General features: G+C 74.2%; 21 protein-coding genes. 6 read left to right on the top strand and 15 right to left on the bottom strand.

The genetic code is table 11. From position 1 onward, the window contains the following. Positions 1-39 precede the first annotated feature (39 nt). The 7 genes from ASF47_RS10750 to ASF47_RS10720 form a co-directional block, all read right to left on the bottom strand. A complete protein-coding gene (locus ASF47_RS10750; RefSeq protein WP_056863983.1) occupies positions 40-1,038 on the bottom strand; it encodes a glycosyltransferase family 2 protein in 999 nt (332 codons plus the stop codon). Continuing rightward, positions 1,038-2,117: a hypothetical protein gene (locus tag ASF47_RS10745; RefSeq protein ID WP_056863982.1), complete on the bottom strand. Its 1,080-nt coding sequence runs from the start codon at positions 2,115-2,117 to the stop codon at positions 1,038-1,040. Before ASF47_RS10745 ends, ASF47_RS10750 begins: the two co-directional genes overlap by 1 nt. A gap of 52 nt (positions 2,118-2,169) precedes the next feature. Next, complete coding sequence (locus ASF47_RS10740) at positions 2,170-4,161, bottom strand: endonuclease/exonuclease/phosphatase family protein (protein ID WP_056863981.1); 1,992 nt, start codon at positions 4,159-4,161, stop codon at positions 2,170-2,172. A 131-nt stretch (positions 4,162-4,292) separates the two neighbouring features. Then, positions 4,293-5,618 (bottom strand): phospholipase D-like domain-containing protein, encoded by a 1,326-nt coding sequence (locus tag ASF47_RS10735; RefSeq protein WP_082500205.1) that lies wholly within the window; start codon positions 5,616-5,618, stop codon positions 4,293-4,295. Between the two features lie 69 nt (positions 5,619-5,687). Continuing rightward, entirely contained in the window at positions 5,688-6,107 is a 420-nt protein-coding gene (locus tag ASF47_RS10730) for a hypothetical protein (protein ID WP_056863979.1), read from the bottom strand. A gap of 25 nt (positions 6,108-6,132) precedes the next feature. After that, complete coding sequence (locus ASF47_RS10725; protein WP_056863978.1) at positions 6,133-7,221, bottom strand: hypothetical protein; 1,089 nt, start codon at positions 7,219-7,221, stop codon at positions 6,133-6,135. A 118-nt stretch (positions 7,222-7,339) separates the two neighbouring features. Next, positions 7,340-8,479, bottom strand: coding sequence for a hypothetical protein (locus tag ASF47_RS10720; protein WP_156697855.1), 1,140 nt, complete (start codon positions 8,477-8,479; stop codon positions 7,340-7,342). 51 nt (positions 8,480-8,530) lie between these two features. Between ASF47_RS10720 and ASF47_RS10715 the strand changes: the two genes are divergently transcribed. Genes ASF47_RS10715 through ASF47_RS10700 form a run of 4 tightly spaced genes read left to right on the top strand, consistent with a single transcriptional unit; the run spans position 8,531 to position 11,866 of the window. Next, positions 8,531-9,802 (top strand): magnesium transporter MgtE N-terminal domain-containing protein, encoded by a 1,272-nt coding sequence (locus tag ASF47_RS10715; protein WP_056863976.1) that lies wholly within the window; start codon positions 8,531-8,533, stop codon positions 9,800-9,802. After that, positions 9,795-10,358 carry a DUF1003 domain-containing protein gene (locus ASF47_RS10710; protein ID WP_056863975.1) on the top strand — a complete coding sequence of 188 codons (564 nt, stop codon included), beginning with the start codon at positions 9,795-9,797 and terminating at the stop codon, positions 10,356-10,358. The genes ASF47_RS10715 and ASF47_RS10710 overlap by 8 nt, the downstream gene beginning before the upstream one ends. 11 nt (positions 10,359-10,369) lie before the next feature. Then, positions 10,370-11,533, top strand: coding sequence for an Mrp/NBP35 family ATP-binding protein (locus ASF47_RS10705; RefSeq protein WP_056863974.1), 1,164 nt, complete (start codon positions 10,370-10,372; stop codon positions 11,531-11,533). A gap of 3 nt (positions 11,534-11,536) precedes the next feature. After that, on the top strand, positions 11,537-11,866 hold the full coding sequence (locus ASF47_RS10700) for a sec-independent translocase (RefSeq protein ID WP_056863973.1): 330 nt from the start codon (positions 11,537-11,539) through the stop codon (positions 11,864-11,866). A gap of 15 nt (positions 11,867-11,881) precedes the next feature. On the opposite strand, the gene ASF47_RS10695 is transcribed toward ASF47_RS10700, so the two are convergent. Beyond that, entirely contained in the window at positions 11,882-12,415 is a 534-nt protein-coding gene (locus ASF47_RS10695) for a hypothetical protein (RefSeq protein WP_056863972.1), read from the bottom strand. A gap of 101 nt (positions 12,416-12,516) precedes the next feature. Between ASF47_RS10695 and ASF47_RS21680 the strand changes: the two genes are divergently transcribed. Beyond that, positions 12,517-13,281 carry a LysM peptidoglycan-binding domain-containing protein gene (locus tag ASF47_RS21680; protein ID WP_082500204.1) on the top strand — a complete coding sequence of 255 codons (765 nt, stop codon included), beginning with the start codon at positions 12,517-12,519 and terminating at the stop codon, positions 13,279-13,281. A gap of 11 nt (positions 13,282-13,292) precedes the next feature. Beyond that, positions 13,293-13,847 carry an Rv3235 family protein gene (locus ASF47_RS10685; protein WP_056863971.1) on the top strand — a complete coding sequence of 185 codons (555 nt, stop codon included), beginning with the start codon at positions 13,293-13,295 and terminating at the stop codon, positions 13,845-13,847. 26 nt (positions 13,848-13,873) lie between these two features. Here ASF47_RS10685 and secA read toward each other — a convergent pair whose 3' ends face one another. The 7 genes from secA to mtrB form a co-directional block, all read right to left on the bottom strand. Next, positions 13,874-16,702 (bottom strand): preprotein translocase subunit SecA, encoded by a 2,829-nt coding sequence (secA, locus tag ASF47_RS10680; protein WP_056863970.1) that lies wholly within the window; start codon positions 16,700-16,702, stop codon positions 13,874-13,876. Between the two features lie 73 nt (positions 16,703-16,775). After that, complete coding sequence (locus ASF47_RS10675; RefSeq protein ID WP_235558716.1) at positions 16,776-17,996, bottom strand: winged helix-turn-helix domain-containing protein; 1,221 nt, start codon at positions 17,994-17,996, stop codon at positions 16,776-16,778. Between the two features lie 5 nt (positions 17,997-18,001). Continuing rightward, positions 18,002-18,682, bottom strand: a complete 681-nt coding sequence (locus ASF47_RS10670; RefSeq protein WP_056863968.1) for a response regulator — start codon at positions 18,680-18,682, stop codon at positions 18,002-18,004. Positions 18,683-18,759: 77 nt separating this feature from the next. Then, entirely contained in the window at positions 18,760-19,392 is a 633-nt protein-coding gene (hpf, locus tag ASF47_RS10665) for a ribosome hibernation-promoting factor, HPF/YfiA family (RefSeq protein WP_056863967.1), read from the bottom strand. 428 nt (positions 19,393-19,820) lie between these two features. Further along, complete coding sequence (locus ASF47_RS10660) at positions 19,821-20,612, bottom strand: ComF family protein (RefSeq protein ID WP_056863966.1); 792 nt, start codon at positions 20,610-20,612, stop codon at positions 19,821-19,823. A 79-nt stretch (positions 20,613-20,691) separates the two neighbouring features. Continuing rightward, complete coding sequence (locus tag ASF47_RS10655; RefSeq protein WP_156697854.1) at positions 20,692-22,440, bottom strand: LpqB family beta-propeller domain-containing protein; 1,749 nt, start codon at positions 22,438-22,440, stop codon at positions 20,692-20,694. A 56-nt stretch (positions 22,441-22,496) separates the two neighbouring features. After that, positions 22,497-24,134 (bottom strand): MtrAB system histidine kinase MtrB, encoded by a 1,638-nt coding sequence (mtrB, locus tag ASF47_RS10650; protein WP_056863964.1) that lies wholly within the window; start codon positions 24,132-24,134, stop codon positions 22,497-22,499. Between the last annotated feature and the right edge of the window lie 4 nt (positions 24,135-24,138).

Raw genomic sequence — 24,138 nt, 5'->3', positions numbered from 1 at the left:
GGCGAACCTACCAGTCGCGGGCGCCCCCGCGACGTCGGCTCACACGAGGTCGCGGAACCGCCGGGGCACGCGCACCAGCGGCTGGCTGCGCATCGCCTGCACCTGCCCGGCGCCGGTCGCGCGCCACATCGCGCCCTGGCGCTGCACGATGCGCTCGAGGCGCGCCGGTCGCGGACGGAAGCGCTCGACCTGCTCGAGGTCGATGTCGGCGGTGATCTCGTCGAGCAGGTCGACCATCTCGTCGGCCGGGCGCTCCCAGCTGGTGCGCGCTGCGCGGCCGTCGTCACGGAACGCGGCGTGCCGCTTGGCCGCGGCGTCGGCCAGGTGGTCGCGGTCGGCGAACTTGAGGTGGAACATGAACAGCTCCGGGTCGACCGCGTAGGGGCACTCGATGCCGTGGGAGGCGTGGGCCCAGCGCGCGGGCACCCACTTCAGGCTCGGCTTGCACATGAGGGGCGCGAACTTGGCCAGCGCGCGCTGCGAGAGCACGGGGACGTCGTCGCGCAGCGGCCCCTCGCGGGAGACGTCGTGGACGACGTTGAGGGCCGTGACGCCCACCGCCTGCCGCCCGGGCCGCGCCGCGACGTAGTGGAGCAGCGAGGCGTGGTGGTCGGGGTCGGGCACGATGAACTCGTCGGTGTCGCAGAACACCACCGCGTCGTAGGCCGCGAGCAGCCCGGCCGAGAGCCCCGCCATGACCTCCATCCGCGACGGCTCGAAGCCGCGCTTGCGCAGCGGGGGGATCCGCAGCACCGGCCCGGCCAGGTCGTCGGTGGACCCGTCGGTCGTCTGGTCGTCGACCACGTAGACGTGCTCGGCGCCGACCTGGGCGGCGTAGTGACGCACCCAGCGCCCCAGCATCGCGCCCTCGTCGCGGGCCATGGTCATCACCGCCACGCTCGGCAGCTCGCCCTCGGGGGCGGCCGACACCAGGTGGGAGAGGTCGGCAGGGTCTGCGGGGTCCTCCGGCGCCGGGAGCGGGCGCGAGGGGTCCGACGGGTCCGCGGACCCCGAGGAGCGGCGGCGCAGGAGCGCCATCAGTCCTCCTCGCCCCGACCGGCCGGCCCGGAGCCCTGCCGGCGCGCCGCGCGGCGCTGCTTGCGCTCGCTCTGGCCCCACTCGCGCACGAGCAGCTCGAGCCCGTCGACGGCGGCGGCCAGCTGGTCCTCGGCGGAGATCTCGTCGGTGTGCACGCCCGGCACCCGCACGGGTCGGAGGTCCTCGAGGTCGCCCACCACGCGGTGCCCGGCGCCGGCGAGGCGCTCGACCTGCGCGTGCGCCTCCTCGCGCACCCACTCCTCGTCCAGGCCCAGCCGGGGCTCGAGGGGGGTGCGGGCCACGAGACCGCGCTTGGCCAGGGAGTGCTTCACGAACCGGTCGTAGCCCTGCGGGACCGCTCCGTCCACCACCATCTTCTCGTTGAGGCGGCGCAGCACCATGGCCGTGGCCGGACCGATGGAGCGGTTGGACCGCACCTCGAGGTCGTAGCCCGAGGGGTCGACGCCGAGCACCTCGGCGAAGCGCCGCCAGAGCAGGTCGTGGGGCGCGCCCGAGGGCGGCACCGTCACCAGGGTGAGGCGCCCCTCGCCGAGCACCCGCGCCCAGCGCTCCGCGATGACCGGGAGGTCCTGGTGGCGCCAGAAGTTGCGCGCGATCGGCGAGTCCCTGTCACGGTCGCGCACCGCAGCCAGGAAGTCGGGCCAGGTCGCCGACGAGCCGTTCTGCATCGACTCCAGCCACATCGCCGGGATGTTGCGCGACAGGTCGCGACACGTCATCACCGCCTCGACGGTGGTGTCGGGGAAGGCGGCGAGGATCTGCTCGATCTTGGCCTCGCTGCGCGGGCCGAGGAACTCCATCGAGACGACTGCGGTGCCCTCCCAGCGGCTGGCGTCCTCGACGACGGCGGCCCACGACCCGTCGAGCGGCATCGGACGCTGGCCCGGCCCACCGCGCTCGATCAGCTCCCGCACGGCCTTCACCTGCTCGCGCCAGCGGCTGCCGGCGAAGAGCACGCCCGACTCGGCGAGACGCTCCCGGTGGTGGCCCAGGACGTTCTGGACGAAGCTCGTGCCGGACTTCATCGAGCCGATGTGCAGCACCAGTCGTCGCGCCATGGGCATGCTCCTCCGAGAGGTCGTCGGGTGGGGCACCGGCCGGACGGGAGCGTCAGGGAAGCGTGACGCGGGAGACCGGCACCCAGTGATCCGTCGCCAGCCTCACCAGCGGGATGCGGCTCGGAGCATACCCGTCCCAGGTCGCGTCGCCGGGACCGAAGAGCCAGTCCACCCGCATCGTGCCGCGCGGCGGGGTGCAGCGGCCGTCGGCGTAGCGCCCCCCGGTCGCGCTGCGCAGGGTGGTGCCGGCCATGACCTTGCAGACGATGGTCTCCTTCTCGTTCATGTCGCCCACGTAGAAGACGGGCACGCCGGTGGCCTCGAGCTCGTTGATCCGGGCCAGCTGGGCGCGCACGGCCTTGTCGCGCTTGGCCTGGTACTCCCAGGGCGCGTTGTGGACGGCCATCACCCAGATGCGTCGCCCCGTGGCGCGGTGCTCGAGGAGCACGACCGGCCGGTCGAGCTCGCGGCTGATGAACTGGGTCCGGATGACGGTGCGCTCGATCGGCTTCCACACGTCGCGCCGCCACAGCAGGGCCGACTCGACACCCAGGTCGCCGGACGCCGGGGTCTGGAAGCTGGCGTACTCGCCCTCGCCGGCGGCGAGGATCGCCGCGAGCTGCTCGGCGGTCTGCTCCTGCACGCCGACGACGTCGGCGTCGAGGGTGCGCAGGGCCCGGGCGGTCCACTCCGCGCGCATGCGCGCGGGGGCCAGCTGGTCGTCGTGGGCGTAGGGCCGGGTGTGGCCGTTGCCGACGGTGTTGAAGGTGGCGATGCGGAAGCTGAGCGGCCCCTCGCGGCGCGTCACCGTCGTCGGCTTCGTGCTCGGAGCCTGCCGCGCGGCGGTCCCGGGCACGGCGGTCTGGCCGCGCTCGTCGTTGCCGACGCAGGCGCGCTGGCCCTCGCTCGTGCGGGCGCACCCGTGCAGCCAGCCCAGGCTGAGGTCGGTGTAGGTGCCGGGGCCCACGACCGGCACCGGGCTGCTCCCACCGGGCGCCGAGCCGTCACCGAGCTGGCCGTAGACGTCGGATCCCCAGCACCACCGTCGCTGCGCGTCGTCGATCAGGCAGGAGCTTCCCTCGCCCACGGCCACCCGCCTGGCGACGTGGCCACCGGACACGGCGACCGGCGAGGTGGACCCGGCGAGGGTGCCCGTGCCGAGCTGGCCCTGGTCGCCCCGGCCCCAGCAGCTCACCGCACCGGCGCCGGTGCGGGCGCAGGCGTGGGTCCACGAGACCGACACCCCGCTCCAGGCGGTGCCGGTGCCGACGCGGGTCGGCTCGGCGCGGTCACGGTTGTCGCCCACGCCGAGCTGGCCGAAGAGGTTGCGGCCCCAGCACCACAGCGAGCCGTCGCCCTTGACCGCGCAGGTGGACCAGCCGTTGACCGAGACGCGCTTCCAGTCCGACCCGGGCACCCGGGTGGGCGTGGTCCGGTCCTGGTCGCCGGGCACGCCCAGCTGACCGGCGGAGTCGTCGCCCCAGCACCACAGGGTGCTGTCGGCGCGGGTCGCGCAGGTGTGGAACCAGCCCGTCGAGACCTGCTTCCACTGCCTGCCGGCCACCCGGGTGGGCTCCAGGCGCACGTCGCGGGTGCCGTCGCCCAGCTGGCCGCGGTGGTTGACGCCCCAGCACCACAGGCTCGCGTCGGTGCGGGTGGCGCACGTCGAGGCGCCGCCGGCCGACACCGTGGCCCACGCGGTCGAGCCCCCCACCTGCTCGGGGATCGCGGTGCCGGGGCCGGTGCGGTCGAGGCCGAGCTGGCCGTAGGTGTTGCGTCCCCAGCACCACAGGGTGCGGTCGCCGCGGATCTCGCAGGAGTGCTCGCCGCCGGCGGCGACCCGGCGTACGGCGGGTGCCCGGCGGGCCGGTGCGTCGGCGACCGTGACCGCGGCCGACCTCGCCGAGGCGCCCGCAGACCGCGGCTCCTCGGCGGCCCCGGCCACCGTGCCGGCGCCGGCCAGCAGGGTGGCCACCAGGACGACGAGGGCGGCCAGGACGACCAGGGCACCCGTGGGGGCGTGCGGGCGCAGGGGAAGGCGCATGACGTGCTCCGACTCGGGGAAGAGGAGGGGGGACCGGGGAAGGCTAACCTCCCCCGGTCCCCCACGTCCCGCGATCGGGCGAGGCGCCTCTCGCGCCCCGCCCGCCACTCACGTCACAGACGTCCCGGACGTCACTGCGTCAGCAGCCACGCCTTGGCGTAGGGATCGACGTCGGTGGCCGTGCGACCGGCCACGACCCGGCTGACCGGCGGGTTGGCGAACAGCGTGTTGGCCCAGGAGATGTACTGGCGCACGATGCCGTCGCGCGTGATGATCATGCCCTGCTCGTCGGACTTCAGGCTCGAGCCCGACCAGTTCGCCGAGCCGTTCAGCACGATCCGGTCGCCACGGCTGCCGCCGTAGTTGCCGCTGATGGCGATCGACTTGATGTGCAGGTAGCGGTCGTAGACGCCGTCGCCGTCGGGGTCCTGCACGATGTGGCGCCGCGGCACGGGGCCCAGGATGTCGCGGACGTTCGGCGTCATCACCGAGTAGTTGATGCGGATGTTGCACCCGGCGTTGTACTTCTGGCGGATCGCCCGCGCGACCGCCTCGCCGCGCAGGCCGTTGAAGACCGACTGCATGATCCGGATCTGGGTCCGGCCGTTGATGCCGAAGCCCTTCCGCACGTTCTTGCACCGGGTCTTGCCGAGCATGTCCACGACCTGGTCGGAGCGCCCCAGGCGCGGGTAGAACCACGAGCGGTAGTCACCCTCGGCGAAGGTGTCGAACGTCGGGCGGTGCAGCTTGTCGCGCGAGGCCTGCGTGAAGATGCGCTCGTAGCCCCGGTAGGTCTTCTCCCGCCCGGCGAGCGTGATGAGGTCGTCCCACTGGTTGTTGGCCGCCGACTCGGTGAGGTTGCCGGAGCCCTGCATCACGACGTGTCGCGACTTCCCCACCTTGCTGAAGAGGAAGAACTTCGAGTGCACGATGCCCGTGCCGGCCTTGCCGCGGCAGGAGTTGTTGCAGACCCGGAACCAGCTGCGCATGCCCGCCTTGCGGGACTTGTTGCCGACCGCGAGAGCCCGCTTGAGGGTCCGGTAGGACCCGTCGGGCTGCTGCTGGGCGGCCAGACCGCCCGACATGATGACGCGGACGCTGACGCCGCGCTGGTGCGCGGCGCGCAGCGAGCGCACGAAGAGCTCGCTCTTGAAGTTCCACGTGATCATCCGGATCCGCTCGCCCGCGGGCGTGCGGGCGATGGCCTCGCGGATGTGCTTGTTGATGACGTGCGACCGGTCGTTGAGGGGGTTGTTGAAGAGCAGTCCCTGGGGCACGGTGTAGCCGCCCGCCCGCTGCCGCGACGGGCCCGAGGCCGACGCGTAGCGGTCGACCGACGACACCTCGACCGACGCGGTGGTGGCGCTGGGCGCGGCCTGGCTCGGCACGGCGACCGCACCGCTCAGCAGCAGCGGCAGGCCCACGAGGGCGCCCACCAGCATCCGGCGTACAAACATCCTTGCTCCATTTCCCGACCCGCGGTGGCGGGTCGTTCGCCTGCCGACGGCAGGCGTTCGCACCCTTGATCAGCCTTGGCAGCTGCGCAGAGCCCGACGGTACTCGGGGCTCGACGCGAGGCTCTCGGTCTCGTTGACGACGTTGCCGGGGACGGCGTAGAACCGGCCCGCGTGCTCCACGATGGTCTGGCCGAACTCGCAGCGACGGCGCTCCGGCTCCTCGACCCGACCGTCCTGCACGCACCCGGCGTACCCGCGTGGCAGGTCCTGGCCCGCCACCCAGACCGCGTCGCACTCCGGGAGGCCCGAGCCGGAGGGCGACGTGGAGGACGAGGTGGAGGTCGAGGTGGAGGACGAGGGAGACGGGTCGGTGGCCTGCTCGGCCGGGCCGGCCGAGCCGCCGTCGGACCCGCAGCCGGCGAGGAGCACGACGAGGAGGGCCCCTGCCGACGGCACGAGGGCCCGGCGTCGTCGTCCGCGGTCGCTCACCCCAGCAGGGTAAAGCATGCCCGGGTCACCGGGTCCCGGCCACGGCGCGCAGCAGGGCCGCCGACTCGGCCACGAGCCGGTCGACCTCGCCTCCCGGGCCGGGCGGGCCGGGCGGGTCGACCGACCCGGCCCCCGTCGCGGCGACCAGCGCGGACCGCGCGTGCTCGCGCAGGGCCCGGGCGGCACGCAGCACGTGGGCCGGGTCGGGCGGGCTGACGGCGTCGGGGTACTCGGACGGGTCGGCGTCGACCGGGAGGTCCTCGAGGTCGCCCGTCAGGGCGACGCGCCCGCCGGTGACGAGCGCCCGGATGTCGGCGTTGCGCCGCGCGGCGGCCGCGGCGGCCGTGCGGTCGAGGACCGGACGCTCCTCCAGGGCGCGCAGCGCCCCGAGCGGGCCGAGCGCCGCCTCCCGCACGAGCGCGCGGTAGACCGGCCCGGGCAGCCCTGTGAGCAGGGTGTTGGCGCGGCGCAGCACGTCGCAGGAGGCGTAGCCGAGCGAGTCGTTGCGCCGGGCCACCGACGGGTCCGCGATCGAGGCGTCGAGCCCCGCGGCGGTGGCGAAGCGCCGCCACAGCTCCGAGGCGGGCGCGTGGCCCGGCACGGTCACCAGCCCGACGCCGGCCACGGCCGGGTGGTCGCCCCACCGCGCCACCACGACCGGCACGTCCTGGGCCCGGTGGAAGACCCGGTGGGCCCGCGAGCCGCCCTCGGGGTCCTCGATGAGTCGCAGGTAGCTGGCCCAGTCGTCCTTGCCCTGGTTGCGGGTGAAGGTCTGCCACTGGGCGGCCACGGCGCGCAGCTGGTCGCGCACGGTCACGACGACGCTCACCTCGAGCCCGCGCAGGGGGCTCACCAGCTCCTCGACCTGGGCCTCGGTGGCGAAGCCGAGGAACTCCATCGAGACCACCGACACCTCCGCCGGCGAGGCGTGGACCCGGGCCGCGAGGTCGAGCCACCGGGCCCGGTTGCGCCGCGGGGCCTCGGGAAGGCGCAGCATGCGGCGCACCGCGCGGGTCTGGACGCCGAAGCCGCCGACGAACTCGGCACCCGAGGCGAGCAGCTCCTGCTTGTGGCCGCCGAGGATGGACTGCACGTAGCTCGTCCCGGACTTCATCGTCCCCACGTGGAGCACGACTCGACTGCTCAACGGGCCTCCCGGGGAGATGGAGCCGATCTGGCGCGGGAGCACCGTAGCACCGCGTCCCGACCGCGCCGCCGCCCCGCGGCGCGGGTCAGCGCCACCACCGGCGCCGGGGGCGCACGGCGACCTCCCCGGCTGCGCCCGCGGCGTCGAGGAGCCGCTGCGCCACCGCGGCCGGGTCGACGCCGGGGACGGCCTCCACGTCGGGCGTCGGGTCGCCGGGGCGGGCCAGCACCGGGTCGAGGTCGGCCGGGTCGCCGTGCACCGACCAGCCCGCCGCCGCGACCTCGTCGAGCCAGGCCCGGGTGGCGGGCACGAGCACCTCGGCCAGCCCGGCCGGTGCCAGCGGCCGCGCCGAGCCGGTGGCGGCCAGCTCGCCCTCGGCGTACCCCTGCTTCACGACGCGGGCGCGGACGCGGGGATCGAGACGGTCGCCCAGGGCCCGGTTGACCGCCCGCAGGAGCGCGGTCTCGGGCGCGCCCAGCGAGGCGTTGCCCGGCAGCGACAGCGCGGGGTCGACCAGTGCGGGGTCGACCCCGGCCGCCTCGGCGAAGCGCTCCCACAGCACGGCGGCCGGCGCCCCCGGCGGTGGGCACAGGACCAGGTGTCCGCGGTCGGGCCCCAGCCGCGCGGTCCAGCGCTGCAGCGCGCCGACGAGGTCCTGGGCGTGCCAGAAGTGGGGACGCGACCCGCCGTCGTCGGGGCCGGCGGGCTCGCGGCCGGTGTCGGCGCGCAGCTGCTCGCGCTCGAGGTCGGCGAAGGACCAGGTGGCGCCGAGCTTGACCTCCTCCTGCCAGTGCGCCGTGGCCTGACGGCCGAGGTCGCGGGCGGTGACGACCACGTGCACCTCCCGCCCGGCCAGCGGTGCGAGCGCCCGCTCCACCTGGTCGGGCGCCGCTCCCCCCAGCACCTCGTGGCTGATCACCGCGGTGCGGCCACCGGCGTCGAGGAACTCCCCCGCGCGGGCGCAGACCGCGGCCCACGCGCCCTCGACCTGCTCGGCGGCGAGCCCGAACCGGGCCCGGCTCCCCCTCACCTCGACGGCGCCGTGGAACATCGCCCCCGGCCGGACGAAGGGGTAGACCACGCCACCGGCCCGCAGCTCGTCGCGGTGCGCGGCGAGCAGGGCCTGCAGCCAGGTCGTGCCGGTCTTGGGCAGGCCCACGTGGAGGACGACCCTGCCACCGCCCGGGCGGGCCGACCGGGTGTCGCGGGGCTGCTCGGGAGGCACCCGCCCATGCTGCCACCGCCCCGACCCCGACCGGGGCACTAGCCTCCTCCTGTGAGCTCCGCCCCCTCCCGCGTCTACGCCGCCCGCCTCGTCGGGCTGCCGATCTTCGACCCCCAGGGCGACCAGGTCGGCAAGGTGCGCGACCTCGTGGTGTCGGTGCGCTCGGAGACCAGCCAGCCGCGCGTGCTGGGCCTGGTCGTCGAGGTCTTCGGCCGGCGCCGGATCTTCGTGCCGATGACCCGGGTGACCCACATCGACAGCGGCCAGGTCTACACCACCGGGCTGCTCAACATGCGCCGCTTCGAGCAGCGCTCCACCGAGACCCTCGTCATGGGCCAGATGCTCGACAAGACCGTGCGCATCGCCGGCTCCGGGGTCACCGGCACGGTCTACGACGTGGCGATGGAGCAGGCCCGCAACCGCGACTGGGTGCTGTGCCGGGTGGCGGTGCAGGAGCCGGCCAAGGCCCTGCGCCGCAAAGGCCAGACCCACGTCGTGGAGTGGCGTGACGTCGAGGGGCTCACGCTGCGCGAGGAGGCCCAGGGCGCGACGCACCTGGTGGCGGCGCTCAACGAGCTGCGACCCGCCGACGCCGCCACGATGATCCACGAGCTGCCGGTCGAGCGCCGCTCGGCGGTGGTCGCCGCCCTCGACGACGAGCGCCTCGCCGACGTGCTCGAGGAGCTCCCGGAGGAGGACCAGGTCGAGATCCTCAGCCACCTCGGCGACGAGCGCGCCGCCGACGTGCTCGAGGAGATGTCGCCCGACGACGCCGCCGACCTGATCGCCGAGCTGCCGCCGGAGACCGCGGCCACCCTGCTGGAGCTGATGGAGCCCGACGAGGCCGAGGACGTGCGGCGCCTGATGTCGTACGTCGAGGACACCGCGGGGGCCATGATGACGCCCGAGCCGGTGATCCTCGGGCCCGACGCGACGATCGCCGACGCGCTGGCCCACGTGCGCAACCCCGACCTCACCCCGTCGCTGGCCGCCCTCGTCTACGTGTGCCGTCAGCCGCTCGAGACCCCGACCGGGCGCTTCCTGGGGGTGGCCCACATCCAGCGGCTGCTGCGTGAGCCCCCCTCGACCCTGGTCGCGGGGGCCCTCGACGACTCGATGGAGACGCTGCCACCGGAGGCCACCATCGACCAGGTGGCGGCCCACCTGGCGACCTACAACCTGGTGGCCGCGCCCGTCGTCGACGAGAACGGTCACCTGCTCGGCGCGGTGACGGTCGACGACCTGCTCGACCACATGCTGCCGGAGAACTGGCGCGACCAGGGTCTGCGGCCGCGACGTCGCCGGGGGGCCGCTCGTGGCTGAGAGCCGTCGCGCGCGTCTCGACACCCCCACCGAGACCCGGCGCCAGCTGGTGCGGCGCCCGTCCTACGACTCCGACACCTTCGGGGTCTTCGCCGAGCAGTTCGCCCGCTTCATGGGCACCGCGAAGTTCCTCATCTACATGACGCTCTTCGTCGTGGTGTGGGTGGTGTGGAACCTGCTGGCGCCCGCCGAGCTGCGCTGGGACGACTACCCCTTCATCTTCCTCACCCTGATGCTCAGCCTCCAGGCCTCCTACGCCGCGCCGCTGATCCTGCTGGCGCAGAACCGCCAGGAGACGCGCGACAAGGTCGTCGCCGAGCAGGACCGGCAGGCCAACGCGCGCGCCCACGCCGACATGGAGTTCCTCGCCCGCGAGGTCGCCTCGCTGCGGATGTCGGTGGGCGAGGTCGCCACCCGCGACTTCCTGCGCTCGGAGCTGCGCTCGCTGCTGCACGAGCTCGAGGACCGGGCCGGTGACCGGGCCAGCGACCGGCCCGGCGAGCGACCCGGCGACCGGGTGGCGGGCGACGACCGTCCCGCACCACCCCTCGCCTAGGATCGGGGATCATGAGCACCTCCCTCGTCGACCAGGTCAACGCCGCGCTCGCCACGGTCAACGACCCCGAGATCAAGCGCCCGATCACCGACCTCGGCATGGTCGACTCGGTGGCGGTCGACGACACGGGTCTGGCCAGCATCACGGTCCTGCTCACCGTCGCCGGCTGCCCGCTCAAGGACACCATCAACCGCGACGTCACGGCCGCCGTCACGAAGGTGCCCGGCATCTCGGGCGTCGACCTGACCCTCGGGGTGATGACCGCGGAGCAGCGCGCCGGCCTGAAGGAGATCCTCAGCGACGGCAAGGCCCAGCGCGAGATCCCCTTCGCCCAGCCCGGCTCGCTCACCAAGGTGTTCGCGATCGCCTCGGGCAAGGGCGGGGTCGGCAAGTCGTCGGTCACCGTCAACCTCGCGCTCGCCATGGCCAAGCAGGGCCTCAAGGTCGGCGTGGTCGACGCCGACATCTACGGCCACTCCGTGCCGGCGATGCTCGGCGTCGCCGACTCCCGCCCCACCCAGGTCGACGACCTGATCATGCCGGTGCCGACCTCGTCGGGGGTGTCGGTGATCTCCATCGGCATGCTCAAGCCGCGCCGCGACCAGGTCGTGGCCTGGCGCGGACCCATGCTCGACCGGGCCCTGGTGCAGATGCTCGCCGACGTCTACTGGGGCGACCTCGACGTGCTCCTGCTCGACCTGCCGCCCGGCACCGGCGACGTGGCCATCTCGCTGGGCCAGCACCTGCCCGGGGCCGAGGTGGTCGTCGTGACGACCCCGCAGGAGGCCGCGGCCGAGGTCGCCGAGCGCGCGGGCACCATGGCCTCGATGATGCACCAGCGCGTCGTCGGCGTGGTCGAGAACATGAGCTTCCTGCCCTGCCCGCACTGCGCCGCGGAGGGCACCGAGCACCGGCTGGAGATCTTCGGCTCCGGCGGGGGCGCCCGGGTCGCCGAGACCCTGTCGTCGCGGTTCGGCTACGACGTGCCCGTCCTGGGCCGGATCCCCCTCGACGTCTCGCTGCGCGAGGGCGGCGACGTCGGCAAGCCGATCGTCGACGCCGACCCGACCGCCCCGGCCGCGGAGGTCCTCACCGCGGTGGCGACCCGCCTGGCCGGTCGCGGTCGCGGACTGGCCGGCATGCAGCTCGGCCTGACCCCGACCGCTAAGTTCTAGTCCGTGCCTGGATTCGCCGAGCTGGCCGTCATCGCGCTGGTCGCGATCCTCGTCTTCGGCCCCGACCGTCTCCCCGACCTGGCCAAGCAGGCCGGGCAGATGGTGCGCAAGGCCAAGGAGTTCGCCAACTCCGCGCGCGACGAGCTCCGCGACGAGCTCGGCCCCGAGTTCTCCGACCTCGAGCTGCGCGACCTCGACCCGCGCGCGATCGTGCGCAAGCACATCATGGAGGCGATGGAGGAGGCCGAGCAGGAGGAGAAGCGCCCCAAGCGGCCCGGCCTCCGGCCCCTCGCCGACGGCGAGCTCCCGCCGTACGACGTCGACGCCACCTAGGCGGGCCCACCCGCGTCAGTCGCGGCTCTGGACGGCCGCGAGCGCGGCGAAGGACACCAGCGCCGTCCGGTCGACCCCGGTGAGGACCTCGGCGAAGTCCGACCCGACCCGCTGGAGCACGCCCTCGTGCCGGGCTCCGTCGACCAGGTGCAGCAGGCAGCGCTCGCGCGCGCCGGCGAGTCGGCGCAGCGGCGAGCCGAGGCCGAGCCGTGAGACGGGCGACCAGGCCACCTCAGGCACCGAGCGCGCCGAGGCACCGCGCACGACGTCGACGGCCCGGGTGAGCACCACCCAGTCCTGGGCCGCGCCGCCGACCACCACCCAGTCCGCCGCCACCCGCTCGAGCACCCCGGTGACCGCTCCGACCCCGCGCACCTCCAGCGCCACCGGCAGTCCCACCGAGGCCATGAGCCGGCTGGCCAGCGTCACCTGCTGGTACTCCGCCCGGGCACGGTCGGCCAGCTCCACGACCCGCTCGGCGTCGTAGGCCGCCTCCGCCTGCTGCTCGAGGTCGTCGAGCACCGCGAAGAGCTGCTCCTCCCAGGACACGAGGCAGATCCTGCCCCACCCGTCTGTGGAGCGACGGTTGACTAGACCACGCAATCGACGTCAAATGATGCAAACAGACGCAAACGCAAAGGTCTCTCGGGATGTCCTCGTCGTCGATCGTCCGCTGCACCGTGGTGTGGGCCCTGGTGGCCGCCACCACCGTGGCGCTCACCGCAGCCCTGCTGCCCGGTCTGCTGCCCGGTCTGCTGTCCGGCGTGGTCCGGCCCGCCGTCTGGGCCGACCGGGGCTTCGAGGACCTGCTCGTGGCCGGCTGCAGCCTGGCGCTGCTGGGATGCGGCTGGTGGGCGCTCCTCGCGACCACGGCCGTGGTCACCGACGTGCTGCGCGGGCGGGCCGGGCACCGCACCCGCGGCGTGCCCGACGTGGCCCGCCGCTGGGTGCTCGCGGCGTGCGGGCTCGCCCTGGCGGGCACGACCGCCGCCGGCACGCTCGTGCCCGCCACGGCCGCACCGGGCGCCGACGTGCCCGGGCGCCAGGGCCAGGCCCAGTCCGCCCAGACCGCCCAGACCGCACCGACCGCACCGGGCCGCGGCCCCGCCGACGAGCGTCTGCTCACCGGGCTGCCCCTGCCCGAGCGGGCGGTCGGCACGCTCGCGGCCCGCCTCGGCGGCTCCGCGCCGGCGTCCGTGACCGTCTCCCCCGGTGACAGCCTCTGGACCCTCACCGCCTCGGCGCTGGAGCGGGCGGGCCGACCGGCCACGCCCGCCGCCGTCGCCGCCGCCTGGCCCCGGGTCCACGAGGCGAACCGCAGCGTGGTCGGGCCCGACCCCGACCTCATCCACCCGGGCCAGCGCCTCGTGCTGCCCGCACCCCCGACGAGCCCCGGCCCGACGCCGGGTCAGTGAGGAGCACCGCCATGACCGGATCCGTCGCCCGCAGCACCAGCAGCCGGCCCAGCACCCGTCACAGCACTGTCGTGCCGCTGCGCGCCCCCGTGCCGGTGGAGGCCGTGCAGGGCACCCTCGCCCTCGACCTGGCCCCCGACGACCTGCCGCCCACCGCGCCGCGGAGCACCCGACCCGCCACCGCCTCGCCCGCGTCGGTCCACCGTATCGACCAGCGCGCCCGCCGGGAGGCCGAGCGCTGGGCGTGGCGCTACGTCCAGGCGGTGGTGGAGATCGTGGGCGGCGACCGGCCGGTCTCCCAGCTGCTGTGCTGGACCGACCGTCAGGTCTACCTCGACCTCGCGCGCCGGGCGCTGCTCGTGGCGCGCGCCGGGGACCACCAGCCCGGGGTGGCACGGGTCCAGCCCGTGCGTCCCCAGGTGCGCAGCGTGCACGCCAGCGACGTGCGGCCCGGGGTGATGGAGGTCAGCGCCCACGTGCGGTACGGCGCGCGCTCCCGCGCGGTCGCGGCGCGCTTCGAGGAGCGCCGCGGCCGCTGGACCTGCACGGCCCTGGAGTTCGCCTGAGCCCGGCCCGCACGGGCCGGGCCGGCTCAGCCGTTGACCCGGGTGGTCAGGCCCGTGGGCCCACCCTCCGCGCCGTGGCACTGCTTGAACTTCTTGCCCGAGCCGCAGGGGCACTTGGCGTTGCGCCCGGTGCCGGCGAACTCGTCGTCGCCCGCGGGCCCGCTGACGACCTCGGCCTCGCCGTCCTCGGCCGGCGCGGAGTACGCCAGTCGCTGCGGCGTCGTGGGCTCCAGGCCCTTGGCCCGGATGTGCGGCCGCGCGGCGGCCTCGGCCTCGGACTCCTCCTGCGCCGGGGCGCCGGCGGTCACGGGCGAGCGCAGGCCCTCGGCCACGCCGAGCACGGGGGCCGCCGGCTCCTCCTCGACGGTGACCTCGAGGTTGAACAGGAAGCCGACGGCCTCCTCCTTGATGCCGTCCATCATCGCGGCGAACATGTCGAAGCCCTCGCGCTGGTACTCCACGAGCGGGTCGCGCTGGGAGTAGGCGCGCAGGTAGATGCCCTCGCGCAGGTAGTCCATCTCGTAGAGGTGCTCGCGCCACTTGCGGTCGAGCACCGAGAGCAGCACCCGCCGCTCGAGCTCGCGCATGACCTCGCTGCCGACCTGGGCCTCGCGCTCGTCGTAGGCGGCGTGCGCGTCGGCCTTGAGCGCGGTGACGAGGTCGTCGCGGTCGATGTCCTCGCGGCTGCCGGCCTGCTGCTCGAGGTCGGCGATGGTGACGCCCACCGGCCAGATCTGGCCGAGGTCGGTCCACAGCTGCTCGAGGTCCCACTGCTCGGAGAAGTCCTGCGTGGCCCCGGTGACGTAGCCGGTGACCACGTCGTCGAGGAAGGTGCGCACCTGCTCGGCGAGGTCGGCGCCCTCGAGGACCTCGCGACGCTCGCCGTAGATGACCTGGCGCTGGCGGTCCATGACGTCGTCGTACTTGAGGACGTTCTTGCGGGACTCGAAGTTCTGCGACTCCACCTGGCCCTGGGCGTTGGCGATGGCGCCGGTGACGCGCTTGTTCTCGATCGGCACGTCGTCGGGGATCCGCAGCACCTGCAGCACCCGGTCGACCCACTCGGACTTGAACAGCCGCATCAGCTCGTCCTCGAGGGAGAGGTAGAACCGCGACTCCCCCGGGTCGCCCTGGCGACCGGAGCGACCGCGCAGCTGGTTGTCGATGCGGCGCGACTCGTGGCGCTCGGTGCCGACGACGTAGAGGCCGCCGAGCTCCTTGACCTCGTCGTGCTCGGCCTTGACCTGCTCGCGGATGCGCTCCACGGTGCCGGGCCAGGCGGCGTCGTACTCCTGCGCGGTCTCGCCGGTGGGCTCGAGGCCCTGCTTGCGCAGCGCCTCGTCGGCGAGGAACTCCACCGAGCCGCCGAGCATGATGTCGGTGCCTCGCCCGGCCATGTTGGTGGCGACCGTGACGGCGCCTTTGTGACCGGCCAGCGCGACGATCTTGGCCTCGTCGGCGTGGACCTTCGCGTTGAGCACCGAGTGCGCGATGCCCAGCTTGGTCAGCTTCTTGGACAGGTGCTCGGACTTCTCGACCGACACCGTGCCGATCAGGACCGGCTGGCCCTTCTCGTGCCGCTCGCGGATGTCGTCGGCGACGGCGTCGTACTTGGCCTCCTCGGTGCGGTAGACCAGGTCGCCCTGGTCGATGCGCGCCATGGGGCGGTTCGTCGGGATCGGGACCACGCCGAGCTTGTAGATCTTGTCGAACTCCGAGGCCTCGGTCATGGCCGTGCCGGTCATGCCGGAGAGCTTCTCGTAGAGGCGGAAGTAGTTCTGCAGGGTGACGGTGGCCAGCGTCTGGTACTCCTCGCGGACCTGGACGCCCTCCTTGGCCTCGATCGCCTGGTGCAGACCGTCGTTGTAGCGGCGCCCCGCGAGCATGCGGCCGGTGTGCTCGTCGACGATGAGCACCTCGCCGTTCATGACGACGTACTCCTTGTCGTTGTGGAACAGCTCCTTGGCCTTGATGGAGTTGTTGAGGAACGAGATCAGCGGGGTGTTGGCCGACTCGTAGAGGTTCTCGATGCCGAGGTGGTCCTCGACCTTGGTGATGCCCGGCTCCAGGACCGAGATGGTGCGCTTCTTCTCGTCGACCTCGTAGTCGACGTCGCGCTCGAGGCGGCGGGTGATCTTGGCGAACTCGCCGTACCACTTCACCTCGTCCTGGGTGGGGCCGCTGATGATGAGCGGGGTGCGGGCCTCGTCGATGAGGATCGAGTCGACCTCGTCGACCACGGCGAAGAAGTGGCCGCGCTGCACGCAGTCCTCGATGGAGGAGGCCATGTTGTCGCGCAGGTAGTCGAAGCCGAGCTCGTTGTTGGTGCCGTAGGTGATGTCGCAGGCGTAGGCCTCGCGCCGCTGCGCGGGCCGCATGTCGGGGAGGATCACGCCGGTGGTCAGGCCCAGGAAGTGGTGGATGCGGCCCATCTGGTCGGACTGGTACTTGGCCAGGTAGTCGTTGACCGTGACCACATGCACGCCCTTGCCGGCCAGCGCGTTGAGGTACGACGGGAGCACCGCCACCAGCGTCTTGCCCTCGCCGGTCTTCATCTCGGCGATGTTGCCCAGGTGCAGCGCCGCGGCGCCCATGACCTGCACGTCGAAGGGGCGCATGCCGGTGACGCGGCGCGAGGCCTCGCGGACCGTGGCGAAGGCCTCGGGCATGATGTCGTCGAGCGTCTCCCCCGCGGCGAGTCGCTCCTTGAGCTCCACGGTCATGTGCTGGAGCTCGGCGTCGCTCATCGCCTCGAAGTCCTCCTCGATGGCGTTGACCGCCTTCGCGACCGCCTCGAGCTGTCGGAGGATCTTGCCCTCGCCGATGCGAAGGAGCTTGTCGAGGATCACGGGCACCGGGGTTCACTCCTAGCTGGGGCCTAGCGGTAGTCACAGGCGGATCCACCTTACCCAGGGGGGTGGCTCGTCCCTAACCGGCCAGGGCCGAGCGCAGCTCACCCGCGAGGTCCCCGAGCTCGCCCACGACGACGTCGGCCAGGCCGAGCCAGCCGGCCAGCGCGCGCAGCTCGGCCGCGAGCTCGGCGGCGGTCTCCTCCGGGGCGCCGGGCTCGGCCCACGCCGCGGGCACCCGGAGCAGCCCCGCTCCCCCGGCTGCGCGGCGGTCGGCCTTGAGGTCGACCCGCGCGACGATCTCGTCGCCGAGCAGGAAGGGGAGCACGTAGTAGCCGTGGCGCCGCAGGTGCGCGGGCACGTAGATCTCGATGCGGTAGTGGAAGTCGAAGAGCCGCTCGGTGCGCTCGCGCTCCCACACCAGCGGGTCGAAGGGGCTCAGCAGCGCGCGGGCCCGCACCGCACGGGGCCGCCGCGCGCCGACGTGCAGGTACGCCGGGCGCGCCCAGCCCTCCACGGCGACGGGGAGCAGCTCGCCGCTGTCGACGAGCGTCTCGACCGCGGGGCGCACCTGGTCGACGTGCATCCGGTAGTAGTCGATCAGGCAGCGCTGGGTCGCCACGCCGTGGGAGCGCGCGGCGCGGCGCACCAGCTCGAGGTGCTGCTCGGCCACGGGCGGCGTCGGCAGCGCGAGGACCTCCGGCGGCAGCACCCGCTCCGGCAGGTCGTAGAGCACCTCGAACTGCCGGGTGCGCCCGGCGATGGCGACCTCACCGGTGGTGAACAGGTAGTCCAGGACCCTCCGGGTCGAGGACCAGTTCCACCCCCAGTGGTCGCGGCTCTCCGGGCCGGCGTCGCCGCGCCAGCCGGCCAACTGACGGGCGGTGGCGGCGCCGTGGGCGGCCAGCCGCGCCAGCACGTCGGCCTCGAGGCCGGGGTTCTCCTCCAGCACGCTCCACTTGCCGCGCCGGGCGCGGTAGTGCGCACGACGGTGGGCCATGTGCGGCCACAGCTCGACCGGCATGAGGGCCTGCACGTGGGCCCAGTACTCCACGACCCGGCGCGGGCGCTGCTCGGAGGCACGGTGCAGCAGGTCGGTGTCGTAGGCGCCCATGCGTGACCACAGCGGCATGTAGTGGGCGCGCTGGAGCACGTTGACCGAGTCGACCTGCAGCACGCCGGTGCGCTGCAGGGTGCGCTGGAAGGTGCGCATGGTCGGCACGGCGGGCCGCGGGTCGAGGAAGCCCTGCGCGGCCAGCGCGATCCGGCGGGCCTGGGCCCGCGACAGCGAGTCGGTCACCGGCCTCAGGGCAGGTCGAGGAGCTTCTCGCGCACGGCGTACATGACCGCCTCCATGCGCGAGTGCAGCTGGAGCTTCTCCAAGATGTTGCGCACGTGGTTCTTCACCGTGTTCTCGGAGATGAACAGGTTGCGGGCGATCTCGCGGTTGTTCATGCCCTTGGCCACGAGCCGGAGCACCTCGAGCTCGCGCTCGGTCAGGCGCAGGCCCGGCACGTGCTCGCGCTCGGGGCGCGACATCTGCTTGAACTCGTCGATCAGCTTGACCGCCATCGACGGGGAGATGAGGGACTGACCGTCGGCCACGACCCGGACGGCCTGGGCGACCTCCTCGATGGAGGAGTCCTTGAGCAGGTAGCCCGAGGCGCCGCTCTTGACCGCCTCGTAGAGGTCGGCCTCCTCGTCGGAGACCGTGAGCATGATGATCTTGGCCGACGGCACGGCCTCCTTGATGGCCAGGCAGGCCTCGATGCCCGAGCGCTTGGGCATCCTCACGTCGAGCAGCACGACGTCGGGCGCGACGGTCGAGGCGACCGTGGTGCCCTCGACGCCGTCGCCGGCCTCGCCGACCACCTCGATGCCGTCCTCGATCGCGAGGAGCATGGTCAGGCCCCGGCGGAAGAGCTCCTGGTCGTCGACGACGATGACCCGGACGTCCTCACGGGGGGCTGGGGTGGGGTCTGGCACGAGCGCATCATGGCACGTCCGGGCCCCTCGCGGGGCCCGGACGGACCAGGTGGGCGGGTGCTCGGGGCGGGCGGGGCTCAGGCCTCGCCGAGGTCCTTCCCGAGATCGAGGGAGATGACGCCGTAGTCGTAGCCGCGACGGCGGTAGACGACCGCGGGCCGCTCGCTGTCCTTGTCGACGTAGAGGTAGAAGTCGTGCCCCACGAGCTCCATCTCGTAGAGCGCCTGGTCGAGGGTCATCGGGCTGGCCGGGTGGGTCTTCTCGCGCACGACGAGCGGTCCGTCGCCGGTGACGGTGATCGGGCCGACCTGCCGCTCCTGCACGGCCTCGTCGTCGGGGGCGAGGGTCTCGGGCTCGGTGACGTCGGCGAGGGCCTGGCCCACCGAGACCGGGGTGCGGCGGCCGCGGTGCACCCGGCGCCGGTCGGCGGCGCGGCGCATCTGGGCGGCCATCTTGTCGAGGGCGAGGTCGAGGGCACCCATCTTGTCGTCGGCCGCGGCCTCGGCGCGGATGACGGGGCCCTTGGAGAAGGCGGTGAGCTCGACGTGGACGGCCCGGTCGTGCTGCCGGGGGTTGGGCTCGCAGTCCACCTCCACGTGGACCCGCATGATCCGGTGGTCGTGCTTCTCGAGCCGGGCGAGCTTCTCGGAGACGTGACTCCGGAAACCCTCCTTGATCTCGCAGTGACGTCCGGTGACCACAACTTCCATGTGAACCTCCTTGTGCGCGCCCGGGGGCGCGCCGTTGGTGTTGCTCAGCTCCTGGGCACGCCCTCCTGGGGGCAGGCGGACGCCCGGGGCCCGCGGGCCCCGGTGCGCGAGACGGGCTCTCGCCCCAGGGATGGAGTCCGCCCGGCCGACCTGGTCTTCGACCCCACACTCGCCTGCTGAGGCTCCCGCAGCTTCTCTGCCACTACCGGCCTTCTCCCGCCGACGGCCGCATCTGACGGCCGGGACGAGGCAGGACTTACGACTAAGCCGCACCGTGCTCGTCGCCGCGCCGGGGGCGGACCCCCGGACGACGACTTACGTGGACCGTTTCGCCTGCGACTGGCATCGGCTTGCCGCTGACGCGTCCGGGCTGACCGGAGCGTCCTTGCGACGCAACCACGGACCCGGGCGGACTCCATGACGAGACACTAGGGGAGGCCGGGACCCGACGAAAGGGACGATCGGTCGAGTTCAGCAAACTCTTCGGATCGGCCCCGACGAGCCGGAGCCCGGCGGCGGGTCGCGGCGACGGTCGCCACCGCGGCAACGCCGACGCCGACGGCCTCCAGCGCCCGCTGCGCCTCCCGCGCGGTGACGCCCGTGGTGAGCACGTCGTCGCACAGCACGACGCGCACCCGGCGCGCCCCCACGCGGACGCCGAGGCGGCGCAGCCCCGGCGTGGGGCAGGTCAGCGACCCGGCGAGGTTGGCCGCCCGCTCGGCGGCCCCGAGGCCGGCCTGGTCGACCAGGCCGGGGCGGGTGCGCAGCAGGGGTGCCACCTCGACCCGCGCTCCCCCGCCGCGCAGGGCGGCCGCGGCCACGCGCACCATGGCCAGCGTGGGGTCGTGCCCGCGGGCCCGCACGCTGGCGGGGCGCGAGGGCACCGGCACGAGCACGACCACCGCGTCCGCAGCGTCGGACGCACCGGGGCCGGACCCCAGGGCGGCGGCCGCGGACCGCGCGAGCAGCCGCCCCAGCGGGGCGCGCAGCGAGAGCAGCCCGCGCTCCTTGTGCCCGAGCACCAGCTCGCGCAGCAGGTCGGCGTAGGCGCCGCACGCCCAGGGGGTCACCAGCCCGGGCGGCACCGGGTCGGGCCAGGTCACCGCGGCCGCGGTGGGCAGGGTCGCGCCGCAGGGCGCGCACAGCAGCCGCCCCGGGCGCGCGCAGCCCACGCAGCTGCTGCCCAGCAGCAGGTCGGTGACGGCGTCGCGCAGCAGCACCCCACGATCGCACCAGCCGCGAGGGCGGCGGGCAAGCGCGACCGGGCCGGCCTGTGGAGGACCCGCGGGTCGCGCCGCGCTAGCCGACGTAGGCCAGCGAGCCGACCCCGTCGGCCAGCGGGCGGGCCGCGGTCGGCAGGCCGGTCAGGTCGACCAGCCCGTCGGGGGTGAGGGCGTAGAGGACCTCCCCGGTCACCGGCGACCCGGCCAGCCCCGACGCGCGTCCGAGGGTCACCGACAGCCCCTCGGGTCCCGGGGGCGACCCGTCGACGCCGACGGCCCCGACGCGGGTGGTCTCCGGGCCCAGCCGCTGCATCACCGCCACGCTGGTCGGGCTGCGCCAGGCGACGTCGACGATGCGGCCCCGGCTGCCCTCGTCGGGACGCAGCTGGACCGGTCGGGTCACCCGCAGCACCTGGCCGCGGTCGTCGTAGCGCACCCGCGAGACCAGCAGCCGGTCGCGCTGCGGGCCGCGCACGACCGCCACGACGCGGCTGGCGTCGCGCGAGACGAGGAAGCGGCGTACGTCGGAGCCGCTCACGCCCGGCACGGTGACGCTGCGGCGGCGCTCGCCCACGAGCACGGAGACCTCGGCGCCGTCGGCGCCACGGTCGACCAGCCAGAGCCGGTCGCTGTGGTCCCAGGCGGGGGCGAGCAGGTCGGTGGCGCCCGGGACGACGCGCACCACCTTGCCCGAGCCGCGCACCGGCGCGGTGACCAGCGAGGTGCCGCCGTCGACGACGCCGGCCACGGTGGTGGCGGTGAGGTTGACCGCCACGCTCGAGACGCCCACGGCCCGCGAGCCCAGCGGGCCGTCGACCGGCGCGAGCGTGTCGGGGCCGCCGGAGACGAGCAGGCCGTCGCGCAGGCCGTAGAGCAGCGAGCTGGACTGAAAGCCGACCGGGGAGTAGAGCGCCCCCTCGGTGACGCTGAAGCGGCCGTCGCCGCCGGGCAGCCGCACGGGCTGGCCGTTGACGCTGAGCTGCACGGCCTCGATGCGGGGGTCCTGGCGCAGGGTCCAGGCCAGCTGGGCCAGCAGCAGCTCGGTCTCGCGCTCGGAGGTCGGCGGGGTCGCGGGACCGGTGAGCGACACCTGCGCCACCCCGTCCTCGGAGACCGGCACCGACAGGTCGACCTCCAGGCCCGGGGGCAGGAAGGTGCTGCTCACCCCCGACGCGCCGCGGCCGGGGCCCTCGACCAGGCCCTCGACCAGGGAGCTGGCGAAGGTGTCGTCGACGGGGGCGTAGACGGGCTCGGGCACCAGGATCTCCGCCAGCGGGTCGACGAAGTAGAGCGAGACCTGGCGAAAGCGCTGGTCGAACCAGCTGTCGGGCACCACGAGCGCGTCGGGCGGGTCGCTGATGCGCAGGTCGCCGTCCTCGACGCGCACGGTGAAGGCCAGCTGAGAGCGCGCGGCCGAGAGCCGGCCCTGCCAGGCGCCGCGAGCGTCGAGCTCGGCGGCGCCGGTGAGCGCGACCACGACGCGGGTGCTGCCCTGGGGCAGCTGGCGGTCGTCGTAGGTGATGGTCGCCTGCTGGGGGTTCCAGGCCGCGGCGGCCTCGCGGGTGAGGTACTCCGAGGCCGTGGCGGTGTCGATGGGGCTGGCCTGCATGGCCGCGAGGAAGCCCTCCACCACCTCGGCCGCCGACATGCCCGGCTGCGGGGCGGGCGGGTCGATCGCCGGGGCGGCGCCCTCGTCGGAGGTGCTCGACCCCGTGCCGGCCTCGACGACCGGGCCCTCGTCGGGCAGCCCGACGCAGGCGGTGGCCAGCGGGCCGACGAGCAGCAGCGCGAGCACGGCGAGGAGCGCGCGCGCCCGGCTGGTCACCGGGCGGACCCCTGGGCGGATCACCGGGCGGTACACCGGGCGGTTCACCGGGCGGTTCACACCGTCTCCACGGCGTCGTCGGGGATGAGCACGATGGGGCTGCGGCGCAGGGACGCGCCGGCGTGACGGGGCAGGGTGAGGCGGAAGTGCGCCCCCTCCCCCGGGCGGCCCCAGGCCTGGAGCCAGCCGCCGTGCAGGTGGGTGTCCTCCAGCGAGATCGACAGCCCCAGGCCGGTGCCGCCGCTGGTGCGCGCGCGGGCGGGGTCGGCGCGCCAGAAGCGGTTGAAGACCATGGCCGACTCCCCCGGCGCCAGGCCCACGCCGTGGTCGCGCACCGCGACGGCGGCGGCGTGGTCGTCGGCGGCGACGCGCACGACCACCTCGACCGGCCCGCCCGGGTGGCGCGCGCCGGCGTGGTCGATGGCGTTGGTGACCAGGTTGCGGACGATGCGCTCGACCCGGCGTACGTCGGCCTCGGCGAGGCAGGGGTGGTCGGGGGCCTCGACGAGCAGCACGACGTCGCGCTGGGCGGCGAGGGGGCGGGTGGCCTCCACCACGCGGTGGGCGACGTCGACGAGGTTGACGTCGTCGAGGTCGAGCACCGCCGCGCCGGCGTCGAAGCGGCTGATCTCGAGCAGGTCGACCAGGAGGGTCTCGAAGCGGTCGAGCTCGGTCTGGAGCAGCTCGGCGGCGCGACCGGTGACGGGGTCGAAGTCCTCGCGGGCGTCGTGGAGCACGTCCCCGGCCATGCGCACCGTGGTGAGCGGCGTGCGCAGCTCGTGGGAGACGTCGGAGACGAAGCGTCGCTGCACGCGGCTGAGCTCCTCGAGCTGGCGGATCTGGCGCTGCAGGTTGGAGGCCATCTGGTTGAACGACGTGGCCAGCCGCGCCAGGTCGTCCTCCCCGGTGACGCGCAGGCGCTCCTGGAGGCGACCCGCGGCGAGCCGCTCGGCCACGCGCCGTGCGAGCCGGATCGGGGTGACGACCTGCCGGGTCACCAGCCAGGTGACGCCGGCGACCAGCACCAGCAGCAGCGCGCCCGCGGTGAGCAGGGCGCGGGTGACCAGCGCCAGGGTGTCCTCCTCCTCGCTGAGCGGGAAGAGGAAGTAGAGGGTGTAGGTCTCACCGTCGGCCGGCAGCCGCACCTGCGAGCCCACCACGACCCCCGGCTCGCTCGACACCGGCTCGCCACGCTCGTCGAGGCGGGTCAGCTCGGTGTAGGTCCAGGCGATGCTGGAGGAGGTCGCGAAGTGCCGCACCAGCGAGTCGGGCACGCTGTCGCGGTCGAGCCAGGGGGTGTACGTCGCGCCCGCTCCCGTCGGGTCGGCGCCGACCGGACCCGCCAGCACCACCGCGAAGCCGCGGGTCTCGCCGCGCGAGATGATCGGCTGCACCAGGTCGCGCTGCTGGCCGACGGCGTCGAGGTTGAGGTTGATGGCGGCCTGCAGCCGCTCGTCGGCCTCGCCGGTCTCGCTGCCGACCTCGGCGAGCACGGCGTCGACACGGTTCTCCAGGAGCCCGTCGCGGGTCTGCTGCAGCAGGAACCATCCGACCACGCCGACCACGGCGGCCGAGAGCAGGACCGTGCTGACCACCACGCGGGCCTGGATCGAGCGGCGCCAGAAGGTGAGCGCGTGGCGCAGCCCGACCGGCAGGCGGGAGGCCGCCGGCAGGCGGGGCCAGGAGGACGCCACGTCG

Source organism: Nocardioides sp. Leaf285 (assembly GCF_001422955.1).
Taxonomy (GTDB): domain Bacteria; phylum Actinomycetota; class Actinomycetes; order Propionibacteriales; family Nocardioidaceae; genus Nocardioides; species Nocardioides kribbensis.
Note: the sequence above shows the minus strand (reverse complement) of the source record. Positions and strands in the feature narration are given on the sequence as shown.